We start from the raw sequence: 19,282 nt of genomic DNA, 5'->3' as shown, positions 1-19,282 counted from the left end.
CCCGAATCTCTCAACAATCAGGAGTGTAAGAGCCACACACTGAGCGGAAACAAACCGCCGGAAAGGTCGATAACCTCAATACACATGACTTCCATCAATCCGAACCGTCCCACTCCGACCTTCCAGCCGACGCAGTCGACGGTTCCCGCCAACCGCCCCGCGAGCGCGCCGCAACCGCAGGCGCCCGCGCAGCAGCCGCCCGAGGCGCAGGCCGCGGCGGAGCGCAACCGCGACTCGTTCTCGCCCGCCGCCGCGCTGCGCCCCTCGGGCCGCGCCCGGGTGACGACGCAGGGTGACAACTTCGTCCTGGAGGCCCAGGGCCAGGTGGGCAACCGCGGCTCGACGCCCCGGGGCGGCGTTCCGACGCGCCTGGGGACGGCGAACGCGAGTGGTTCGTTCGGGCTACAGGGAAGCCTGCGCGTGGAGGTGCCGCGCGAGGCCGCCACGGACGCCATCCGCAATGGCCAGCTGCCCAACCCCGCCTCCCCGGAGACGTGGCCGGTGGGCACCCGCGCCCGGGCGGAAGTCCAGGGCCAAGCGGGCTTCAACGCGGGCCTGCGCGCGGGCCCGGGCCGGCTGGGCGAGCGGCTGGGGCTGAGCACGTCGTATGACCGCACCCAGACGCAGCGCTACGAGGTGCAGCGCACGTCGGAAGACACCGTGCGCGCCACGGTGACCAGCGACGGCCGCCAGCGGGACGCCACCAACATCCGCGGCCTGGAGGGCCGGCAGGATCAGCGCCTGGGGCACACCCAGTCCGCGGACTTCAACATCCGCACGCCGGAAGGCCGCGCTGCCTATGACGACTTCATGCGCACCGGCCAGCTGCCCCGTGAGAACGGTGCGGGCGTGAGCAACGTGAACCGCACGGACACCCTGGACCAGACCCGCGAGGGCCGCGTGCTGGGCCGCGAGGTAGCCACCACCGAGCGCCAGACGCGCCTCACCGCGGACGGCGCGGGTGATCAGACCGTGCGCCAGACGGACCGCAACGTGGCGGGCAGCACCCAGTCCACGGAGATGCAGGTGGGCGCGGACGGCAACGGCCGGGCGCGCACGGCCATCAACGACTCCGTGGTGGCGACCACCACCACGCGTCCCGGTCAGCCCCCGGAGACGAGCTACGAGCTGACCTTCACGGATCCGAACGCGGCGGCCATGGCGCGCGGCGCCTTCTCCAGCGACGACGCGGCGGCGTCCGGCACCGGCCCGTTCACGGCGCGCCTCAACGAGCAGCAGGCGCGCGCGCTGGTGGAGCGCACCATGGGCCAGGGCCTGCAGGGCGGCCAGCAGGCGCTGGACCGCGCCTTCCGCACGCTGTCCACCAACGGGCAGCAGACCTTCGCCACGACGCTCTACAACTCGACCGTGGACACCCGGAACCCCAACGCCGCGCGCCGCCCGCTCGAGTCCATGCCGCCCGAGGCCGCCACCCCGGCGCAGCCGCGGACCCCGGCCCCGGCGCAGCCGCGCCCCCCGGCCGAGACCGTCCCGATGTCGTAGTCCCGCCGTCCCGGGCGGGGTATGGGACCTCCCATCGATGAGGTCCCCTCCCCGCCCGCCTTGTCCGCATGCATGACCTGAACGCACTGGTCGGCACGCACGACCTGCTCTTCCTCACGCTGGACACGCTCCGCTACGACGTGGCGCGGGAGCAGTTGGAAGCAGGCCGCACCCCCACCCTGGCCGCGCTGCTGCCCGGCGGCCGGTGGGAGGAGCGGCACACCCCGGCGAGCTTCACCTACGCCGCGCATCAGGCCTTCTTCGCGGGCTTCCTCCCCACCCCTGTCACTCCGGGCCGACACTCGCGCCCCTTCGCCCTGCGCTTCGAGGGCAGCGAGACGACGGGCCCCGGCACCTGCGTGCTGGACGCGCCGGACCTCGTCACGGGGCTGGCCGGGCGCGGCTATCACACGGTGTGTATTGGCGGGACGGGGTTCTTCAACCAGAAGAACCCCCTGGGCCGCGTGCTCCCGGGCCTCTTCTCCGAGGCGCACTGGGCCCCGGAGCTGGGCGTCACCGATCCCCAATCCACGGAAAATCAGGCATCACTCGCAGTGAAAATCCTGGAGTCGCTGCCCCGGGAGCAGCGGGTGTTCCTGTTCATCAACGTCTCCGCGCTGCACCAGCCCAACCGGCACTACGTGCGCGGGGCGACGGAGGACTCCATGGCGACGCACGCGGCGGCGCTGGCGTACGTGGACAGTCAGCTGCCCCCCCTCTTCCAGGCGCTGCGACGGCGCGGCCCGGCGTTCTGCATCGTGTGCTCGGACCACGGCACGGCGTACGGCGAGGACGGCTACACGGGACACCGGCTGGGGCACCCGGTGGTGTGGACGGTGCCCTATGGCCAGTTCGTGCTGCCGGTAGACTCCGCGCCATGACGCGCCTGGAGTCGATGCTCGAAGGGACGCCGTACGTGGCGTACCTGTACGGCTACCCGCACAAGACGGCCTACCGCCCGCTGACGCCCGCGCTGCCGTTGGAGGACGTCTGGGCGAAGGAGCGGCGGGACGCGCTGTTCCTCTACCTGCACGTGCCCTTCTGCGAGATGCGCTGCGGGTTCTGCAACCTCTTCACCGCCGCGGGTCCGAAGGAGGACGTCGTCGAAGCGTGGCTCGCCGCGCTGAAGCGCGAGGCCCGCCGGGTGAAGGAGGCGTTGGGGCCGTCGACGTTCGCTCGGGCCGCCATAGGCGGTGGAACCCCCACCCTGCTGGATGTCGCGGGGCTGGAGACGGTGTTCGACCTGGCGGCGGAGCTGGGCGTGGACCCGCGCGACGTGCCCATGTCCGTGGAGGTATCGCCGGAGACGGTGGACGCGGACAAGGTCGCGCTCTTGAAGGCCCGGGGCGTGGACCGCGTGAGCATGGGCGTGCAGAGCTTCCTGGAGACAGAGGTCGCCGCGGTGAAGCGGCCGCAGAAGACGGCGCAGGTGGAGGCCACGTTGGATCTGCTGCGGAGCGCGGGCTTCCCCACGCTCAACCTGGACCTCATCTACGGCATCGAGGGCCAGACGGTGGAGACGTTCCTCCACTCGCTGGAGGCGGCGCTGCGGTACTCGCCAGAGGAGCTGTACCTCTACCCGCTCTACGTGCGGCCCCTCACCTTCCTGGGCAAGAAGTCGCGCGCGTGGGACGACCTGCGGCTGTCGCTCTACCGGACCGGCCGGGACTTCCTCCTGTCGCGCGGCTACACGCAGGTGTCCATGCGGATGTTCCGCGCGGCGCATGCTCCCGCGGCTCGCGGCGCGGTGTACCGCTGTCAGGAGGACGGCATGGTGGGCCTGGGCGTGGGGGCACGCTCGTACACGGGCGCGGTGCACTACTCGTCCGAGTACGCGGTGGCCTCGCGAGAGGTGCGCGGCATCATCCAGGCGTACAGCGAACGGGACACGGCCTCCTTCGGTGAAGTGCGCTACGGCTTCGTGCTGGACACAGCCGAGCAGCGCCACCGCCACCTGGTGCTGTCGCTGCTGGCCGAGGGCGTGGACCCGGGCGTGTACCGCCAGCGCTTCGGCACGGAGGCGAAGGCGGACTTCCCGATGCTCGCGGAGTTGGAGGCGCACGGGCTGGCGCGCGACGTGGACGGCGTGTTCCAGCTCACTCCCGCGGGCGTGGAGCGCTCCGACTTGATTGGTCCCTGGCTGGACTCCGAGGCCGTGCGCGCGCGCATGACGGAGTACGCCTGGCGATGAAGCTCACCGTGCTCTACCGGGGCCCGCTGTCCGGCTGTAACTACGGCTGCGAGTACTGCCCCTTCGGCAAGTGGAAGCAGAGCGAGGAGGAGCTGACGAAGGACCGCGCGGACCTGGAGCGGTTCCTCCAGTGGGTGGAGTCGCGCACGCAGGACACCGTGTCCGTGTTCTTCACGCCGTGGGGCGAGGCGCTCATCTGGCCCTGGTATCAGCAGGCCCTCGCGCGGCTGACGCATCTGCCCCACGTGGAGCGCGCGGCGGTGCAGACGAACCTCTCCTGCCGGCTGGATTGGCTCATGGACTGCCGCACGGAGAAGCTGGGCATCTGGGCCACGTACCATCCGGAGTGGATGAAGCGTTCGCGCTTCCTCGCGCAGTGCGAGCGGCTGTCGGAGCAAGGCGTGCGGCACAGCGCGGGCATGGTGGGCTTCCGGCGCTTCGCGGACGAGGCCGAGGCCCTGCGTCGCGAGCTCCCCGAGGACACGTACCTGTGGATCAACGCGGTGAAGGACGGCCTGGACGCGTACACGCCCGAGGACGTGGAGCGCTTCACCCGAATCGACCCGCTCTTCCCGGTGAACAACACCCGTCACCCCAGCCGGGGCCGGGCCTGCCGTGGCGGAGAGTCCGTGCTGTCCGTGGACGGTGACGGCACCGCGTACCGGTGTCACTTCATCAAGGAACCGCTGGGCAACCTCTACGCGCCGGACTTCGACGCGGCGTTGAAGCCGCGCCCGTGTTCGAAGGACACGTGCGGGTGTCACATCGGCTACGTGCACCTGGAGTACCTGGAGCTGGATCGCGTGTTCGGCTCCGGGCTGCTGGAGCGCGTACCGGCGACGCGGCTGTGGGCGGGCGGCGCTCAGCGCAGCGCATCGCGGATCTCCCAGTCGTAGACGGACAGGCCGTCGCGCGTGAGGCCGGGGAGCAGGTCCCCGAAGGCGTTCGCCTCCAGCACGCGGTGGCCGTGGAAGAAGTCCTCGAACATCAGGTCGATGCCCACGTGGAGGCAGTCGTGCGCGCGGGCCACGGCGCGGCAGCTCTCCATCGCGGCCTCCAGTTCGCTGGGCGGCACCGCCGCGTGGAAGGCGTCCAGGTCTCCCCGGTAGCCGCCCAGATGCAGGTTGGTGATGGGCAGGCGGCTCTGGCGCACGACGGTGAAGACGGGCTCGCCGCGCACGGTGAGGACGCGGCAGTCGAACAGGTCCCCGCCCAGTCGTGCCTTGGGCCGGGCCTCCTCCACCTGTGAGCCCTCGCGCAGGAGGAAGGACAGCACCGCGTCCACCTCTCGCGCGTCCGTCACGCGGCGCACCTTGAGGGAGTTGAACCAGCCGGTGGCGCCTCGGTGCAGGCTGGTGAGCAACGAGCCTTGCGCCAGCCCAGGCCGGTACACGGCGAGGCACGACGCGGACGAACCGCAGGACAGCTTCACGAACGCCTCGCGGAAGCTCGCATCTCGCAACGCCTGGCGCAGGGCTTCCGGTGTCGTGCCCGAAGCCACGTCCAGGAACGGCGGCACGGGGATGCCCAGGGACGAGTACCGGCGCGACGTGATGCGCTTGTCGAACAAGTCCGCGATGGCGCGGGGTGAGGACAGCACGCGCCATCGGGGACGCTGCGCGAACCGGTCGGACAAGTCCTCCAGCACGCGCAGGAAACCCAGGTGATGCTGCCGGGGGCACAGCACGCGGCCGTGTTCATCCGGCATTGCATCCAATTGCTCGGGCGTCACGGTGTCGCAGCCCGCGCCGAGCGCATTCGTGAAGCCGCGCTGGAGGAAGGCGCGCTCCACGGCCGCGTCCTCCCCCGCCGCGTCGATGCGGACGATGCGCTCCGTGTCGGGGAGCTCCAGGAGGGTATCGGGCGCGCGGGCCACGGTCTCCCACGCCACCACGTGCGCGGGAGGCAGCCCGGCGCGGACCAGGGCCTCCTGGAAGAGCGTGACGCGCCGGTTCCCGGGGTTGCCGATGATCAGGAACGGCGGCGCGGCGGACGGCATGGAGCTGGGCTACTCGCCCACGGCGGCGTAGCGCGACTCCTCGTCGTAGGGCGTGCGCTGGTTGCCGCTCGCCACGGACTTCGCGACGTTGGCCACGGTCTTCTGCCCGGCCTTCGTGAGGAAGTTCTGGGTGACATCCAGCGTCTTGAGGTGCGCGAAGGCCTTGGCGTTCTGGGCCAGCGTGTCCGCGCCCGCGTCGCTCATCGTGCCCATGGACAGATCCAGCGCTTCGATTTGAGCGAGGAGCTTCGACTTGGGCAGCGCCGCGCACAGCTCGTCCGTGAACTCGGAGTTGCGCAGCCCCAGCTTGCGCAGGGCCGGCACGCCCTCCGCGTCGAGCAGCGGCTTGAGGTCCTTCACCCCGCCGCTCGCGCCGTAGTTCTCCTGGCCGAACCAGATCTCCAGCGACTCCAGCTTCGGCCACTTCGCCTTCACGATCTCCTTCACCGCGCCCTGGTGGAGGCCACCGGTCTCCACGGTGAACGACCGCAGCTCCGGCAGGTCGATCTTCCCGAACCCGATCTCACCGCCGCGCACGCGCAGCTCCTGGAGCTGGGGGTAGACCTTGTAGAGCGGCTTGAGGTCGCCCACCTGCGTCCAGGAGATCTCCGTCTCGTCCGGGAACTCGAAGTCGCCGATGAACAGCGAGCGCAACGGCGGCGCGGGCTTCGCCTTCGCGAGCACCTCCAGCGTTTCGTCGTAGTCGTTCTCGCCGTCGAAGTTGGCCATGCCGAGGGTCAGGCGGCTCAGGAACCGCGCGGACGGATGGGCCAGCAGCTCGGCCAGCAGGTCCGGGATGTTCGCCGAGGAGTCGTAGTCCACCTGACCCAGGCGGGCCTCTCGGATGAAGCCCAGGTGCCATTCGAGCTTGAGGGTCTCGTCGGAGACGGCCTCCGAAAGCGATTCGCCCAGGAGCTCGTTGGCGTGGTCCTCGATGAGCGTCGCCACCTTCTTGCGCGTGGCCGCAGGCGCTTCCAGCGCGGAGTGCTGGAGGAGGATCAGCTCAGCGCGTGGATCGCCCTCGCCCTTGAGCCATTCGGCGTACGCGAGGTAGCCCTTCGCGTCGTCGGGCTTCGCGAGGATGGCGGCCTCCAGGTCCGGGTTGACGGCGGACTCGGCGGTGGCCTCCGCGCCGTCGCTGTCCCCGCCCTCGGCGCGCGTGTAGCCCTTGCGCTCCTTCTCGTGGACCTGCGCTTCGTAGGCCTTCTTCGCCTCCGCCTTGGAGTCGAACTCCTCGACCTTCTCCTGGCCGTCGGAGCCGATGCGGCCCCAGCGCTTGGTCAGCGTGGTGCCCTCCAGGGTGATCTCCCAGAACTTGCTGGAGCTGCCTTCCGTGAACTCGTAGCGAGGCATCGCGCGTCCCTTTGGCGAAGAACGCACGGGACGCTAGAGGAGCCCTCCAGCAACCTCAAGGCTCAGGGACGCAGCAGCACCAGCTCCACGCGGCGGTTGAGCTCACGTCCACGAGGAATCAGGTTGGGAGCCTTGGGATTGCGGTCGCCCAGACCCACGGCCTCCACGCGGGACGGGGCCACGCCGGCGCGGACGAGCATGTCGGCCACGGCGCGGGCGCGGGCGTCGGAGAGGCTCTGGCGCGCGGGCTCGGGGACCTCGCGCGAGTCGGTGTGGCCCTCGACGCGCAGGCGGGCCTTCGGGTCGCGCACCAGCAGGTCCACCGCCAGGTCCAGGCCCGCGAGCGTGGCCTTGGCGGGCACGGGCTTCTTCTCGTCGAAGCTCAGGGGGTCGGGCAGCTCGATGCGGCCCTCCTGCACCTTGGCGGCCTTGGCGGCCTTGGGCGCGGGCACCAGCGCGAAGGCGAGCGACGAGTCCGCCCCGGCGGCCAGCTCCACCTGGCGCGTCTGCGCGAGGAAGCCGTCGGCGATGAGGTCCACGGTGTACGCGCCCGCGGACAGGGGCACGTCCTGCGGCTTCTTGCCGGGCACGGTGAGCTTCAGGGGCTCGCCCGTGCCGCGCACGAAGGCGGTGGCGGAGGTGGGCTTCTTCGACGTCACCTGGAGGCGCAGGCGGCTGGGCGCCACCGGCGGGCGCTCCACGGGCGGCGTCACGGAGACGACAGTCGTCGTGGGCTTCACGCCCGCATCCAGCGGCGGCGTGGGCTGAACGACCTTCACCGGGGCGCCGGCATCCACGGGCGCGGGCTTCACGGGCGGCGGCGCGGTGACGACGGCGGGCTCGTCCTGCGGAGGCTTGATCATCTCCGCGGTGACGGAGTGGGTGAGCTTGAGCTTGAGGCGCGGATCCGGAGCGTTGGGCACGACGCCGGGGGACGCCTTCACCACGACGCGCAGGCCGCGCTGGGTCTGGAAGCCGACGGAGGCGGTGATCTTCCAGAGGAAGCCGTTGGTCTCGCTGAACAGGCTCCAGGAGCCGTTGGTGTACGTGACGCGCGAGACGAGGGTGTGCTCGCCGGGTTCGACCTTCAGGACCGCGAGCCGGTGGACGCCGGGCGCGTTGAGTTCCTCCAGTCCCGGGACGGCGAGCGGTTCGCCATCCAGGAGGAAGTCGGTCTCCACGAGCCGGTAGCCGTCCTCGGGCTTGAAGCCCGCGAAGAGCACCTGCACTTCGGAGGGGGACTCGGGGACCATGTCGCGCAGCTGGCGTTCCAGCTCCGCGCGCACTTGTTCCTCGCGCGTCGGCTCAGCCGCGAACGCGCCCGGAGCAAGGAGTCCGGCGAGGACCAGGGACCCGAATCTGAGGGAGGAAGAATCCACGAGGCGCACGCAGCATGGCACAAGGCGCCCCGGGGTGATGCAGGGATACATCCCTGTAGGGCGAGCAGGCGTGCGTGTCCGTCAAGTTTCAGGGACCCGGTTGAAGGCCTCGCGGTGAATCCCGCGTTCCAACCAGTCCTGGCGCAGGGAGGCCGGGATGGATCATCCTGTTCCGCACATGGATCCGCGGCCTGAACCCCCTCCGATGCCTGTCTCCTCCCCTCCCAAGCCGACGTCCCGCTTTTCACGGCGGGCATGGACCTGGAGCGCGGTGGGAGCGGTGGTGACGCTGGGAGTGCTCGCGGGGATGGTGCGGGTGGACCGGTCCGCGCGGGGGCAGGTGCTGCTCCAGCAGGGCGAGTGGGTGGACGTCCCTGCTCCGGCCGCGGGACGAGTGATGTCGGTGGACGTGGGGCTGACCGAGAAGGTCAAGGCCGGGCAGGTGGTGGCGCGGCTGGAGACGGCGACCGGGGCAGCGGAGGTGGTGGCACCGCTAGAGGCGATAGTGGGCCGGGTGGCGGTGACGAAGGGGGCCCAGGTGGAGGCGGGCCAGCCGGTGGCGGCCTTGATGAACCGGAACGTGCTGCCGTCGCTCAACGTGCTGTTCCCGGAGGAGTACCGGCAGGAGCTGGCCCCGGGGATGACGTTGGAGTTCCAGATGCCGGACATGCGCCACCCGCTGGAAACAGTCATCGAGCAGGTGGAGGGTCCGGAGGAGTCGCTCCAGTTCGCGAAGGTGCAGCGGCGAGCCGAGGCGTACCCGAAAGGCGCGGTGCTGATCCGGGCGCACGTGCCGGCCCGGACCTACGAGCGTGACGGCAAGAAGCGCGTGTATCAGGACGGCGAGTCGGGCCGGGCCTACGTGAAGCTGGGCACGCAGCGGTTGCTTGTCTCGTGGTTCCCAGGCTTGCGTGATGCGTTGCCGTGAGCCGGCCGTGTTGCTGTTTCTGGGGATCGCCGCCGGGTGTGCACGCGAGTTCGTGGCGGGCGCTGCCCCGGTGAAGGATGACCGTTCGATAGTCTTCCCGCAGTTCTTCGAACAGGCGCCGATCCAGGTCGGCACATCCGAGCAGCCCGGCGTGCTGGATGGAGCCGTGATCCGCGCCCTGACCTTGGCGGCGAACGATTATCTGCCTCCGGACCGGTCTGAAGCGCCGTGCACCGACAGGCGCATGTCACATGTCTTCAGGGTCATTCAGCGTGAAGACATCGTCTTCGTGCGTATCGAATTGGACCCGTCGGCATGCGGCGGACCCCAGCCTGGACTCGACTCTGGGGTCCGGTATGCCATCAGCCGTGATGGCCGCATCCTTCGCCGGATCCTGGATGGGATGGAGCCGTACAGCCCTTTCGCGGACGGCGGTGTCATGGAGAAGGCCGCCCCTGGCGTCTCACCCTCCTTCGATCCGGCGCATCCGCGTCCCCTGCCCTTCCAGGACGCATCCTCGGACGCTGGCCTTGCGCCCAACGCTCAGGATCCCTGACGCGACAGCCGCCGCTCCAGGCGCTCCAGGCGCTCCAGGCGGAGCTGGTGGTCCTCCGGCAGCTCCACCGGGGCGGCGAGCCTGGCCGGGCCTACGTGAGGCTGGGCACGCAGCGATTGCTCGTCTCGTGGTTCCCGAGTCTGCGTGATGCGTTGCCGTGAGGCGGCCTGAAGCTCCGGGTCGGCGCGTCCTCACCCGAACGAGGGATTGTGAAGGCGGTCCCGGGCACCGCAGCATGGCCGCGCCGAACCCAATCGAAAGGAAAGGCTCCCCATGCCGCTGCCGCTCATTCCTGTCGCTATCGGACTCGCAAGCCTCCTCGGATATGGAGCGAAGAAGGGCTACGACGGCATCGATGCCATGCGCGAGGCCAATGAAATTGGCGAGGCCGCGGAGGCCAGGCATCGCGAGTGGATCGGAAAGCTCGACGAAGCGCGCGGCGGGCTGCAGGGAAGGCTCGACGCACTCGGGACCCAGAAGGCCCAGGTGGTGGCCACAACCTTCCGGAGCCTCTTCGACTTCCTCGAACAGCTGAACCAGCGGGCTCGCCTCGCGGCACTGGAGAGTCTGGGAGCGGTAGGCGTCAGCCGTGAGGAGGTGCGTCAGTTCGCCGCGCAATACGTCGAAGCGGGGGGCGCACTCTCTGGCGCCGTCACTGCAGCGATGACGGGCGCCGGAGCGAGCGCCATGACGACGGGGCTCGTCACCAGCTTCGCCACCGCTGGCACCGGCGTCGCCATGACGGGCCTTTCGGGGGCCGCGGCAAACAGCGCGCTCCTGGCCTGGCTGGGTGGAGGTTCCCTCGCGGCAGGAGGCTTTGGCATGGCGGGAGGCGCCGTGGTCCTCGGAGGCATCGCGGTGGCGCCCGCCGCGGCCGTGGCCGGCTTCTTCCTTGCGCGGGAGGGCGAGAAGGCGAAGACGAAGGCCGAGGCCTATTCCTGCGAAGTGGACGAGCAGGTGGCGAAGATCGAAGCCATCATCGGACTGCTGGCGCGGGCGGAAGTCCGCGTCGAGGAGCTGAGCACGGTCCTCGACCTGCTCGACCAGCGCGCGAAGGCGGCGCTCGAGTCCCTCTGGGCCTTGTCCGGACACTTCAACGCCGAGGACGATGCGCATCTGGCTCGGTTCGCCATCGCCATGCAGCTGGCCAAGGCGGAGAGTGAATTGATGCGCGTCCCGCTCTTCAACGAAGGCGGCGACCTCAACGTTCAAATGGAGGCGCTGCTCGGGCAGACCCGTCGCCTCCTGCACTCGGAGGCGGCATGACCTCGGCGAAATTGGCTCCCACGGGCGGGTTGTCCACGGCGGGGATTGGCGACGTCCTGCAAGGCATCCGGTCCATCACCGAGTGCGTGCGCGACATCGCGAAGGAGCAGACCGAGCAGACACGGCTGCGGGAGAATGCCCGGGTGAACGTGGAGCACATCCACGCCATGCGTGACGTGCTCATGCACCACCTCGACCGCAGCTTCGACGAGCGCAAGGAGAACTTCCGGCAGCTCTTCGAACGGCTCGACGGTGCCATCCAGGGCAACAACGTGCAGCTGGCTTCGGTCGTGCTGGAGTCCGTGGTGAAGCTCGCTGACGCCTCGCCCTTCAAGGCCCTGCAGGACGTGGCGGCGACACGCGCGGCCCTGGGACAGAAGGGCCAGGAGTGGCAGTTCTAAATAAGTGAGCAAAAGTTCCGGACAAAAGACGGCGGCTTGATCCACGAAGCCGCTGACGCTCCATGAAACCAGCCCAACTTTAGAAACCCGATATGGCACGCCTGAATTCGTACGAAGAAATCGTCGAAGACTACCAATGGGGACCGCGCCTGAAGTCGATGGGGGAACTCGAATACTTCGCGAAGCTTCCGTCGCTCGAAGAGGCCATTGAGGTAGTGGCAGACGCACGAAAGGAGAACGGCGCGCTCTTCAACCACCAGCGCCACCTGGAGCAATCCACGGTGGACGAGGTCCGTCGGGTGCTAATCGCGAACCAAGAAGCGATTCGTCAAGTCCCGAACTTCGATGAGTTGTTCGCGCTCCTTGAGCGCCTACTGACTCCGATTCGCGGTGCCAAGGAAATGTACATCTACGACGCCGCGCTGCGGTTGGGATCCTACCTGAAGAAGATGCCGGAACGCGTGTACCTGCACATGGGCACCAGGATTGGCGCAGCGGCGCTCGGCATCGCAGTCGCGGAACGTGCGTGGATCGCGGTCGAGGAACTTCCCTCAGCCTTCGGTACCCTGAATGCGTACGAAATCGAGGACGCGCTGTGTCTGTACAAAGAGGAGCTCAAGAGAATAACTGGGCGACTCAAGCAGCGGCTTCGCTGAGCAGCTTGCGTGACGCGGCTAATCCGGTCACTCGAACCTCTCGACACCAACGAGGCTCGCTCTCCTCTGGAGGGTAGCCCCATTTAGTCAGGGACTTTCGCTCACCTACTTACTCAGGCCCCTTGACGCGACAGCCGGCGCTCCAGGCGCTCCAGGCGGAGCTGGTGGTCCTCCGGCAGCTCCACCGGGGCGGCGAGCCTGGCGTGGTACAGGGCCCGGGGCAGGTCCTTGAGGGAGTGCTCGTAGAGCTTCGTCAGGGACAGGTGCAACACCGCGCCCTGTCCGGGCTTCGCGAACGTGAGCGCACGCTGCAGGTGCGCCACCGCCGTGTCGCAATCCCCCGAGCGGCGGCAGAGGCGCGAGGCCAGCACCAGCGCTTCGATTCCCACCGGGCCTCCGCTCTCCGCGGCGGCCTTCGCGAACGTCAGCGCCCGCGCCGCGTCCCCTGCCCTCTCCGCCACCTGCGCGAAGCCCAGCAGATCCCGGGGGTCCTGCTGCTCCGAGCCTTCGGACTGGAAGCGGCGCACCAGATCGCCCATCAGCGCCGCCAGCAGCAGCAGGTCCTTCTGGTTGTGCTCCAGCACCGGCACCAGCTCCGAACCGTCCGTGCCGCGCAGGAAGCGGAAGTACAGCTCCGGGATCTGCGAACCATCCACGTCCCCGACCCGATGATGCCCCAGCACCTTTGACTCCAGGTGCACCAGCCGCGCGCCCTCGCCGCGGTGCTTGAACACGCGCCGCGCGCAGTGCAGCAGGTCCAGGTGCGGCAGCTCCTTCGGCACTGGCACCCGGTTGAGCACGAAGCGCGTGCGCAGCAGCGGCCAGTCGAAGCTCTTGCCGTTGTACGTGACCAGGCAGGACGACGACGCCATGCGCTCGGCCAGGAGGCGCAGCATGGGCGCCTCTTCTCCCATGCGCCTCAGGAAGAGCTGCTGCACGCGCATCGAGCGGCCTTCGAACCAACCCAGGCCCACCAGGAACGGCACCGTTCCCGTACCGCCCGCGAGCCCCGTCGTCTCCGTGTCCAGCATCAACATCCGCGTGAAGTCCACCGACTCCAGCTCCGGATGCAGCGCCAGCCCCGCCACCAGCCGCGCCTCCACGTCGAGCGCCGCCGCCACCGGTGCCGTGCCGTGACGATGGTCCGGCGCATACACCTGCTCGGCCACGTGCACCGTGCCATGCGGCGTCGCCCTCGCCTCCACGGGCAAGGCACGCGGCTCGGGGGCCGGCGCCACCGCCTTCCGAGCGGACGCCGTACCCTGACGCTCCGCCCAGAACGACAGCATCTGGCGCAGCGCTTCCACCCGTGGATCCGCGGGACCGTCCGCCGCACCGCCGCGCTTCGCCGCGAGCCGCCGCCGCGCCTCCTCGCGCAGGTCCACGAGACCGTCCGCCCGCGTGGCCTCGCGGTCAGCGACCTCCGCCTGCGCGGTACGCAATGCGGTCTCGGGAGGCTGCCCGCCGTCAGTCCCCTCCCCGTCCATCGACATGCGCTTGCGCAGCGCCTGGACCAGCACCTCCGCGATGGTGGTCGTGCCCGCCTCTTCCACCGGCGGAATCGGAGCCACCGCCGCGTCCTGCGCGCGCGCCTCCACCGCCGGTGTCTCCACGACGGTATCCACGGGCGCCCGGGCCTGACTGCCGGGGCCCGCGTTGGTGAGTCGGGACAGCTTGCGCTTCAGGTCCATGCCGCGCCCGTGCTCCTCACTGCACCCCGGCGACGCCGAGCGCCGCCAGCAGGTCCAACGCCAGCCGCTTGCGCGGATGCGACCCCGACGACGCGCTCCCCGGCTGCCCACCCGCCGCCGGCCCGATGCACGCCGGACACCCGTCCTCGCACGGGCACGACTCCAGCAACTTGCGCCCTCGCAGGAGCAGTTCCTCGCGCTGATCGTACAGCCGCGCCGCCAGTCCAACGCCACCGGGCACGTTGTCGTAGAGGAACAGCGTCGGATCGAAGCCCACGCCGCCTTCCTTGCGCGGCGGACCGTCCGGCTCGTCCTTGCTGCCCAGCGTGCGGCCCAGGTCTCGCGGGTCGCTCATCAACCCCACGCACGCCACCGTGCGCAGCGCGGAACCCAGGCCTCGAAGCGCGTCGATGACCGCGGGCCGGGGCGCGTCCATGCTCCGCACCACCGCCTCCGGCACCGTCAGCCACAGCGCCGACGTGTGCATCTGCATCTCCGGCAGCCGCACGTCGCCGTAGCCCACGTTCTCGTGCGTGTGGAACTTGATCTTCTTGTAGCCGACCACCTTCTCGATGACGGACACCTCGCCCAGGCCCGCGTGCAGCGAGGGCCCCAGCGGCGCTCCCTGGTCCTCCTGGATGACGCTCACGCGCACGTTCGTCATCGCGTCCGTGAAGTAGTCCGGCGCCACCTTCCGCACGAACGCCTTGTGGTTCTCCAGGTCCAGCATCTCCACCTGGTACTGCTCGGAGTCGTGCTGGTAGATGGCCTGTTCGTGCAGCTGCGTGTGCGCGGAGCGGAAGTCCATCTCCGCCAGCGTCTTGTCCGTGCCGCGCTCGATGACCACCACGTTGTCCCAGCCCACGCTGCGCAACGACACGTGGTGCGCCGGATACGCGTCCGACGACCAGTGGAACATCCGACGCCCGCCCTCCGGCGCCTGCGACGGGTGCACCACCTGGTGCTGCGTGAGGAAGTCCAGCGCCTCCGTGGTGTTCTCCACCGGCACGTCGCCGAACGCGTCCCCTTCCTCGAAGGGCAGCTCGAACGCCGCGCACTTCAGGTGCTGGACCAAGATCTCCACGTTGTCCGGATCAATCCGCGCATGCTCCACCGGCGCGCCCGTGAGAGCGCGCGGATCCGCCGCGAAGTACTGATCCAACGGCGCGCTCGACGTCACCAGCAGCGCCAGGCTCCCCATGCCTCGCCGGCCCGCGCGGCCGAAGCGCTGCGCCAGCGCCGCCACGGAGCCCGGGTAGCCCGCGCACACCACCGCGTCCAACGAACCGATGTCGATGCCCAACTCCAGCGCGTTGGTGGCCACCACGCAGCGCACCTCGCCCGCGCGCATCGCGGCCTCCGTCGCGCGGCGGGTGCCCGGCAGGTAGCCGCCCCGGTAGCCCTGGATGAGCGACGGATCCAGCTTCTCCTCCACGAACCGGTCGCGGAGGTACTTGAGCATCACCTCCACGTTGTTGCGCGACTGGCCGAACAGCAGCGTGGACACCCCCGCGCGCACCAGGTCCGAGGTGAGCCGCACCGCGCTCTTCAGATAGCTGGCGCGGATGCCCAACTCCGCGTTCACCACCGGCGGGTTGTAGACCAACACCCGGCGCTCACCGGACGGCGCCCCGCTCTCCGACACGAGCGCCACCTCGCGCCCCAGCATCCGCTCCGCGTGCGCCTTCGGATTGCCGATGGTCGCCGACGCCAGGATGAACGTGGGCGATGCCCCGTGGAACCGCGCCACCCGCTGCAACCGCCGCAGCACGTTCGCCAGGTGCGAACCGAAGACGCCCCGGTACGTGTGCAGCTCGTCGATGACGACGTAGCGCAGGTTCGAGAACAGCCGCGCCCAGTTCGCGTGGTGCGGAAGGATGCCCGTGTGCAGCATGTCCGGGTTGGTGAGCACCACGCCCGCACGCTCGCGAGCCGCCCGGCGCGCGTCCCCCGGAGTGTCACCGTCGAAGGTGATGGCGCCATGGCCCAGGCCCGCCTCACGCATGAAGGCGCGCAGCGACTCTTCCTGATCGCGAGACAGGGCCTTGGTGGGGAACAGGTAGAGCGCCCGCGCTTCCGGCTCGCGCGCGAAGCGATCCAACAGCGGCAGGTTGTAGCAGAGGCTCTTGCCGGACGCGGTCGGCGTGGCGATGACCAGGCTCTCCCCGTCGCGGGCCCGCTCGAAGGCTTCGGCCTGATGGGAGAAGAGCTGCTCCACGCCCCGGCGCTTGAGCGCGTCCCGGACCTGGGGGGCCAGCCCCTCTGGCATCGGCGCGAACACGCCAGCGCGGGCGGGTGTCACGGCGTCATGGACGATGTTCGGCCACACCTGCCGGTCCGTCCGCCATCCCTGGAGGACGGCGTCCAGCCCGCGAGCCCCTGACCACGGCGTGCGGCGCGGGCCGGAGAAGGCCTCGGTTTCCTTCTCGGGCTTCATAGGGCCGGCCACTGTACAGACGTGTACCCGGAAGGACAACGCGCGTCAGGACCCACCACGGCGGTCTTTTGGGGGCCCATCACCCACATTCCCACCCGACAGTAGCCGGCTCGATTCCCTGCTGGACAGGCGGCTCCAGGGGACCTCGACGGGTCCGAGGAGCGGACCCTAGTGTCCCGCGCCCGTGGCGCTCGCGATCTTCCTGTTCACGTACATCTTCATCGCCGGGGCGAGGCTGCCCTTCATCAAGCTGGACCGTCCCGGAGGTGCCCTGCTGGGCGCCACGCTGATGGTCGTCGCCGGGGCCGTCACGCCCACGGAGGTCTTCGGTCACAGCGCGGACCGGAACCAGCAAGCCATCGACATGGACACCATCGTCCTCCTGCTGGGGATGATGCTGCTGGCCGTGTACCTGGCGCAGGCGAACTTCTTCCGCGCCGCCGGAGCCAAGGCCCTCAAGGTGGCTCACACGCCGCGGCTGCTCCTGGTGGCCGTGACGTTCGTGAGCGCGTTCCTGTCCGCGTTCCTCGTCAACGACACCGTGTGCCTGTTCCTCACGCCGCTGGTGCTGGTGGTGGTGGAGGACGCGCGCCTGCCACCGGTGCCGTACCTGCTCGCGGTGTGCATGGGCAGCAACAGCGGCTCCGTGGCCACCTTCACTGGCAACCCGCAGAACATGCTGATCCAGGGCGCGTCCGGACTGGGCTACGCGCGGTTCGCCGCGTACATGGCCCTGCCCGCCATCCTCTCCACCGTCATCGTCGCCCTGGCGCTGCTCTACCTCTTCCGCAAGGAGCTGCCGTCCGCGCGCTTCGACACGCACCCTCCCCCGCTGGAGGTGGACCGCCGGCTGCTCTCGCTGGGGCTGGGAGTCCTGCTGGGCGTGGTGGTGGCGTTCTTCGCCGGCCTGCCCATGAGCTGGAGCGCGCTCGCGGGCGGCGTGCTGGTGATGTCCCTGTCCGGGCACGAGCCGCGCGAGGCCCTGGAGCGCGTGGACTGGGTGCTGCTGCTCTTCTTCGCCAGCCTCTTCGTCGTCGTGTACGGGGTGAACAAGGCGGGCTGGGCGGAGGCCATCCGCCACGTGTTCTCCCCGCTGATGGCCGGGCCGCCGTGGCGCGAGACGCTGGGCTTCGCATTCCTGACGCTCGTGGCGTCCAACCTCTTCAGCAACGTGCCGTTCGTGATGCTCGCGCGCGCGTGGGTGCCGACCATGCAGGAGCCGGAGCTGGCGTGGCACGTGCTCGCGCTGGGCTCCACGCTCGCGGGCAACCTCACGCTGGTGGGCAGCGTGGCGAACCTCATCGTCTTCGAGGCCGCGCGCGGCAAGGTCCGCATGGGCTTCATGGACTACCTGCGCGTGGGCGTGCCCGTGACGTTGGTCAGCTTCGTCGTGGGCCTGGGTGTGCTCCTGGCGGAGCACGCCCTCTTCTAATCAAGCATCCGGATCCGGCAGCTCGCCCGGGGGCAGCTGGTGCTCGGGCGGAGTGGGCGCCGCCGCGGCGGGCGTGACGGCGGAGGGCACGGTGTCCGGCGCGGTGCTGCCCGAGGGGGCCGCGCCCTTGCGGTTCGCGGGCGTCAGGTCCTTCACGAACATGTCCGCCACCTTGTCCAACAGGGCCGTCATGGCCAGGCGGAACAGCTCAGGGTCCTTGCCGACCTTGAACGGATCCAGGTGCGGGGCACCCTGCTCCACTGCGTCCATGTCGAACCGCCGGTGCCACAGCTCCCAGCGCCCGTCCACCCGGAACATGCGCCCGTAACCCTTGAGGTAGGCCCCGGCGTGCCCGTCGTCGCTGCGCATGCCGTAGTCCTGGATGACGAACTCCACGATGGTGTCCGCGCCCAGCGGGGCCATCAAGTCGTAGTCCGGCGCGTTGGCGGGCACCTCCTCCACCAGGAAGCTCTCCAGCGCGGAAGCCACGCGGGCGGGATCCACCGCGTTCGTCCAGGGGGTCTCTTCCGGCAGGCGCGACAGGGTGGTCACGCGCAGGCGCTCGGAGAGCTCGAAGCGCGTCACCGCCTGCTGCAGCTTCACGGTGAGCCGGCGGTCCGCCTCCTTGGGCTCCAGCTTCTTGAGCTTGTCGGAGTACGCGCTGTCCTCCTGGAACACCTTGCTCTTGGGCCCCGCGCCGTCCTCGATGCGGGAGATGAATGCGGGCCGCTGGACCCGGTCCAGGTCCGCGCCGGAGAGGCGCTTGGAGGCGCAACCGGCGGTGAAGGCGACGAGGACTGCGGCGAATAGGACGCTTCGGCTTCGCACCATGGGGCCCAGGCTAGCCCATCCCCGCCCCCCTGGCCTGTTTGTGACCCACCGAAGGCCTGGGGAGTGTCCGGCACTGATATGCTGCCCGGCCGTGAATCCTCCCCCTTCTGTTCCTCCCGGCCCGGGCCCCAACCGCAAGCGGCGGTTGGGTGAGATCCTGATGGACGCCGGCCTGCTCACTGAAACCCAGCTGCGGACGGCGCTCGCCGAGCAGCGCAAGTGGGGCGGCCGGTTGGGCCTCACCCTGGTGCAGATGGGCGTCGTGGACGAAAGCTCCATGGTGCACGCCCTGTCGCGGCAGCTGGCCATCCCCACCGTGAACCTGGACACCCATGTCCCCGTTCCGAACGCGCTCCAGGCGCTGCGCGTGGACATCGCCGAGCGCTACACCGTCTTCCCCATCGCCTACGAACCCGGCTCCAAGACGCTCACCGTGGCTACGTCGGATCCCACCAACGTGGAGTCCCTCCAGGAGCTGGCCTTCCACTCCGGCCAGAAGCTCCAGGTGGTGGTGGCGACGGCGTCCTCCATCGAGCGCGCCATCCGGCACCACTACCACGGCGAGATCACCTCCACGGCCGCCACGCCGCTGAGCTTCGGCATGGACGAGGCCACCTTCGAGCTGTCCCCGCCGCAGCAGGCGGAAGCCCCCGCGCCCC

At 69.7% G+C, this 19,282-nt stretch carries 16 protein-coding genes and 1 pseudogene; 11 read left to right on the top strand and 6 right to left on the bottom strand.

Annotated features, from left to right (window positions below; all coding sequences use genetic code 11):
- The first annotated feature begins 84 nt into the window (after positions 1–84).
- The 4 genes from D7Y11_RS27700 to D7Y11_RS27685 all read left to right on the top strand — a co-directional run bounded on the left by D7Y11_RS27700 (position 85) and on the right by D7Y11_RS27685 (position 4,590).
- Positions 85–1,503, top strand: coding sequence for a hypothetical protein (locus D7Y11_RS27700; protein WP_126935198.1), 1,419 nt, complete (start codon positions 85–87; stop codon positions 1,501–1,503).
- A 68-nt stretch (positions 1,504–1,571) separates the two neighbouring features.
- Complete coding sequence (locus tag D7Y11_RS27695; RefSeq protein ID WP_126935197.1) at positions 1,572–2,384, top strand: STM4013/SEN3800 family hydrolase; 813 nt, start codon at positions 1,572–1,574, stop codon at positions 2,382–2,384.
- Positions 2,381–3,694 carry an STM4012 family radical SAM protein gene (locus D7Y11_RS27690; protein WP_126935196.1) on the top strand — a complete coding sequence of 438 codons (1,314 nt, stop codon included), beginning with the start codon at positions 2,381–2,383 and terminating at the stop codon, positions 3,692–3,694. Before D7Y11_RS27695 ends, D7Y11_RS27690 begins: the two co-directional genes overlap by 4 nt.
- The gene (locus tag D7Y11_RS27685; protein WP_120578443.1) at positions 3,691–4,590 is read left to right on the top strand and encodes an STM4011 family radical SAM protein; all 900 of its coding nucleotides are present in this window, start codon (positions 3,691–3,693) and stop codon (positions 4,588–4,590) included. The genes D7Y11_RS27690 and D7Y11_RS27685 overlap by 4 nt, the downstream gene beginning before the upstream one ends.
- Here D7Y11_RS27685 and D7Y11_RS27680 read toward each other — a convergent pair.
- The 3 genes from D7Y11_RS27680 to D7Y11_RS27670 all read right to left on the bottom strand — a co-directional run bounded on the left by D7Y11_RS27680 (position 4,557) and on the right by D7Y11_RS27670 (position 8,332).
- Positions 4,557–5,693 (bottom strand): STM4014 family protein, encoded by a 1,137-nt coding sequence (locus D7Y11_RS27680; protein WP_120578444.1) that lies wholly within the window; start codon positions 5,691–5,693, stop codon positions 4,557–4,559. The genes D7Y11_RS27685 and D7Y11_RS27680 overlap by 34 nt on opposite strands.
- 9 nt (positions 5,694–5,702) lie before the next feature.
- Complete coding sequence (locus D7Y11_RS27675; RefSeq protein ID WP_126935195.1) at positions 5,703–7,046, bottom strand: WGR domain-containing protein; 1,344 nt, start codon at positions 7,044–7,046, stop codon at positions 5,703–5,705.
- 62 nt (positions 7,047–7,108) lie between these two features.
- Positions 7,109–8,332 (bottom strand): OmpA family protein, encoded by a 1,224-nt coding sequence (locus tag D7Y11_RS27670; protein ID WP_233607411.1) that lies wholly within the window; start codon positions 8,330–8,332, stop codon positions 7,109–7,111.
- A gap of 373 nt (positions 8,333–8,705) precedes the next feature.
- On the opposite strand from D7Y11_RS27670, the gene D7Y11_RS27665 reads away from it, so the two are divergent.
- From D7Y11_RS27665 to D7Y11_RS27645, 5 genes are all read left to right on the top strand, one after another.
- The gene (locus tag D7Y11_RS27665) at positions 8,706–9,353 is read left to right on the top strand and encodes a biotin/lipoyl-containing protein (protein ID WP_158642005.1); all 648 of its coding nucleotides are present in this window, start codon (positions 8,706–8,708) and stop codon (positions 9,351–9,353) included.
- 7 nt (positions 9,354–9,360) lie between these two features.
- Positions 9,361–9,909 carry a hypothetical protein gene (locus tag D7Y11_RS27660; protein ID WP_120578447.1) on the top strand — a complete coding sequence of 183 codons (549 nt, stop codon included), beginning with the start codon at positions 9,361–9,363 and terminating at the stop codon, positions 9,907–9,909.
- A gap of 273 nt (positions 9,910–10,182) precedes the next feature.
- Positions 10,183–11,175, top strand: coding sequence for a hypothetical protein (locus tag D7Y11_RS27655; RefSeq protein WP_120578448.1), 993 nt, complete (start codon positions 10,183–10,185; stop codon positions 11,173–11,175).
- Positions 11,172–11,576: a hypothetical protein gene (locus D7Y11_RS27650; protein WP_120578449.1), complete on the top strand. Its 405-nt coding sequence runs from the start codon at positions 11,172–11,174 to the stop codon at positions 11,574–11,576. The genes D7Y11_RS27655 and D7Y11_RS27650 overlap by 4 nt, the downstream gene beginning before the upstream one ends.
- 92 nt (positions 11,577–11,668) lie before the next feature.
- A complete protein-coding gene (locus D7Y11_RS27645) occupies positions 11,669–12,232 on the top strand; it encodes a hypothetical protein (protein WP_120578450.1) in 564 nt (187 codons plus the stop codon).
- A gap of 113 nt (positions 12,233–12,345) precedes the next feature.
- On the opposite strand, the gene D7Y11_RS27640 is transcribed toward D7Y11_RS27645, so the two are convergent.
- Positions 12,346–13,923, bottom strand: a complete 1,578-nt coding sequence (locus D7Y11_RS27640; RefSeq protein ID WP_121753411.1) for a ribonuclease H-like domain-containing protein — start codon at positions 13,921–13,923, stop codon at positions 12,346–12,348.
- Between the two features lie 16 nt (positions 13,924–13,939).
- Positions 13,940–16,360, bottom strand: coding sequence for a DEAD/DEAH box helicase (locus D7Y11_RS27635; protein ID WP_199745944.1), 2,421 nt, complete (start codon positions 16,358–16,360; stop codon positions 13,940–13,942).
- A 184-nt stretch (positions 16,361–16,544) separates the two neighbouring features.
- Between D7Y11_RS27635 and D7Y11_RS27630 the strand changes: the two genes are divergently transcribed.
- A complete protein-coding gene (locus tag D7Y11_RS27630) occupies positions 16,545–17,792 on the top strand; it encodes an SLC13 family permease (RefSeq protein WP_121753412.1) in 1,248 nt (415 codons plus the stop codon).
- Here the strand turns inward: D7Y11_RS27630 and D7Y11_RS27625 are convergent, their stop codons facing one another.
- Positions 17,793–18,623, bottom strand: coding sequence for a hypothetical protein (locus tag D7Y11_RS27625; RefSeq protein ID WP_169821077.1), 831 nt, complete (start codon positions 18,621–18,623; stop codon positions 17,793–17,795).
- A gap of 91 nt (positions 18,624–18,714) precedes the next feature.
- Here D7Y11_RS27625 and D7Y11_RS27620 point away from each other — a divergent pair.
- Positions 18,715–19,282: pseudogene (locus D7Y11_RS27620) on the top strand (hypothetical protein); the annotation flags it as partial.

The organism is Corallococcus sp. AB018, from assembly GCF_003986945.1.
GTDB lineage: Bacteria > Myxococcota > Myxococcia > Myxococcales > Myxococcaceae > Corallococcus > Corallococcus exiguus.
Note: the sequence above shows the minus strand (reverse complement) of the source record. Positions and strands in the feature narration are given on the sequence as shown.

Bases quoted from the DNA above. Each gene is read 5' to 3' on its own strand.
- D7Y11_RS27640 (WP_121753411.1), bottom strand. From the start codon at position 13,923: ATGGACCTGAAGCGCAAGCTGTCCCGACTCACCAACGCGGGCCCCGGC.
- D7Y11_RS27635 (WP_199745944.1), bottom strand. From the start codon at position 16,360: ATGAAGCCCGAGAAGGAAACCGAGGCCTTCTCCGGCCCGCGCCGCACG.
- D7Y11_RS27685 (WP_120578443.1), top strand. From the start codon at position 3,691: ATGAAGCTCACCGTGCTCTACCGGGGCCCGCTGTCCGGCTGTAACTAC.
- D7Y11_RS27680 (WP_120578444.1), bottom strand. From the start codon at position 5,693: ATGCCGTCCGCCGCGCCGCCGTTCCTGATCATCGGCAACCCCGGGAAC.
- D7Y11_RS27675 (WP_126935195.1), bottom strand. From the start codon at position 7,046: ATGCCTCGCTACGAGTTCACGGAAGGCAGCTCCAGCAAGTTCTGGGAG.
- D7Y11_RS27650 (WP_120578449.1), top strand. From the start codon at position 11,172: ATGACCTCGGCGAAATTGGCTCCCACGGGCGGGTTGTCCACGGCGGGG.
- D7Y11_RS27625 (WP_169821077.1), bottom strand. From the start codon at position 18,623: ATGGTGCGAAGCCGAAGCGTCCTATTCGCCGCAGTCCTCGTCGCCTTC.
- D7Y11_RS27695 (WP_126935197.1), top strand. From the start codon at position 1,572: ATGCATGACCTGAACGCACTGGTCGGCACGCACGACCTGCTCTTCCTC.
- D7Y11_RS27655 (WP_120578448.1), top strand. From the start codon at position 10,183: ATGCCGCTGCCGCTCATTCCTGTCGCTATCGGACTCGCAAGCCTCCTC.
- D7Y11_RS27690 (WP_126935196.1), top strand. From the start codon at position 2,381: ATGACGCGCCTGGAGTCGATGCTCGAAGGGACGCCGTACGTGGCGTAC.
- D7Y11_RS27700 (WP_126935198.1), top strand. From the start codon at position 85: ATGACTTCCATCAATCCGAACCGTCCCACTCCGACCTTCCAGCCGACG.
- D7Y11_RS27645 (WP_120578450.1), top strand. From the start codon at position 11,669: ATGGCACGCCTGAATTCGTACGAAGAAATCGTCGAAGACTACCAATGG.